3 protein-coding genes are annotated in these 1,620 nt (G+C 47.2%); all 3 read left to right on the forward strand.

Translation table 11 applies throughout. From position 1 onward, the window contains the following. Window positions 1-206 (forward strand): hypothetical protein (locus HOLDEFILI_RS20000; RefSeq protein ID WP_208854935.1); only part of this gene is annotated, 206 nt, incomplete at its 5' end. Window positions 207-408: 202 nt separating this feature from the next. Next, window positions 409-552 (forward strand): hypothetical protein, encoded by a 144-nt coding sequence (locus tag HOLDEFILI_RS19120; protein WP_156788820.1) that lies wholly within the window; start codon window positions 409-411, stop codon window positions 550-552. Between the two features lie 486 nt (window positions 553-1,038). Further along, a partial coding sequence (locus HOLDEFILI_RS02200; RefSeq protein WP_006057728.1) for a response regulator occupies window positions 1,039-1,620 on the forward strand: 582 nt, incomplete at its 3' end.

Below are 1,620 nucleotides of genomic sequence, written 5' to 3' on the forward strand. Positions count from 1 at the left end.
GAATTTCTATTTTTTTTATCTTTCATTTTACTTTTATTGGGAATAGGCTGTTGCGGGCAGCGGCGGATGAAAGAATCCCGGTGGTTGCCTCTTTCGATTCGCGCGTCTGTTTTCTGGGAATGAAAAAGCTCAGAAGATCAACAGGCGATTCTTTTTCGATCGCTGTCATCATCAGACCCGGACGGAGGAGAATTGGACCGCGATAAAACGGGGGCTTTTCGGACGGGTGACGAAACTGTAAGTTGGCTGTAAGCTCAAACGATGGAGGATTGCGGTCAACTCTCTTATAATGAAGCCAGAAATCAAGGAGGAAAGGCTTCATGAAAAAAAGAACAGGATGGCTGCTTATCAGTTTAGGTCTGGCGGCAGGCTTGCTTTGGTGGTTTAAAAAACAAAAGGAAGCGGACGATGATGATTAAGAATCTGCGCTGGCTCGCCGCGATGATGTTCGTTTTCGGCGGCATGAGTCTTTGCCTTTTGGATCGGTACAATCCGATGCTGAATTTGATCACGGATATTCTGCACCAGGGCAGCCGGCTGATGCTTCGCTGAACTGCCGCGGCTGGAGCACCAATGCGGTCACGGCGTCCGGGCTTAAATCCACTGCGAAATCGGGACTGGCTATCCAGTCCTTTTCAATTTTTCCGATCCCACGATCAGGATGTAATCCGCGGGACAGCGGATCGTTAGGAAATCGGAATAATTATTTTTCAGGCTGAAATTTAATTTCAGTTCCGGCGCCGCGGGAACACAAATCCGACCAATCTTTGTAGCCCTTAAGCCTAAGTTCTAAGGATGGAGTAAAACAGGCTTATTTGGGGGAATTATTACCATAGTCGAACGAGTTTCGTCCCGGAAAGAGATTGCGGTTCCGATGCCCCTATGCTAGAATTATTATAATAGATATCAGGCAGAGATAAAAACACTCCCCTAATTCTTTAAGCAGTTCAGACAACTGGTTGGAAATCTTAAAATTAACAATTCGTTTTCGATTTCTGGCGACAGTCCAAGCAAGGCGGATGAAGCGGGGGAATAAAGATGACTTCACAAAAAATAATCCTGATCGTAGAAGATAATGAAATTAACCGGGCGATGCTGCGCGGAATTTTAGAGTCGGAATATAAAGTCCTGGAAGCGCCGAATGGGTTAGAAGCGCTGAAAGTGCTGAATGATCAGAAAGATAACGTTTCCCTGATCTTATTGGATATCGTGATGCCGGTCATGGACGGCTATACGTTTTTGTCGATCCTGAAAAACGATCCGTCAATTTCCTCGATTCCGGTCATCGTTGCGACGCAGAATGATAACGAATCCGATGAAGTGGCCGCGCTTTCTCATGGAGCGACGGATTTCGTTGCCAAACCGTATCGGCCGCAGATCATCCTGCATCGCGTCGCCAGTATCATCAGCCTGCGCGAAAGCGCTGCGATGATCAATCAGTTCCGCTACGATCGGCTGACCAGTCTTTACAGTAAGGAATTCTTTTACCGGCGGGTGCGCGAGGAGCTGCAGGCACATCCGGATCGGGAATATGATATGTTGTGTTCCAATATCGAAAACTTTAAATTGATCAGTGATATTCTGGGCGTACCGGCAGGCGATCAGCTGCTGATCAGCGTT

The organism is Holdemania filiformis DSM 12042 (assembly GCF_000157995.1).
GTDB lineage: Bacteria > Bacillota_I > Bacilli_A > Erysipelotrichales > Erysipelotrichaceae > Holdemania > Holdemania filiformis.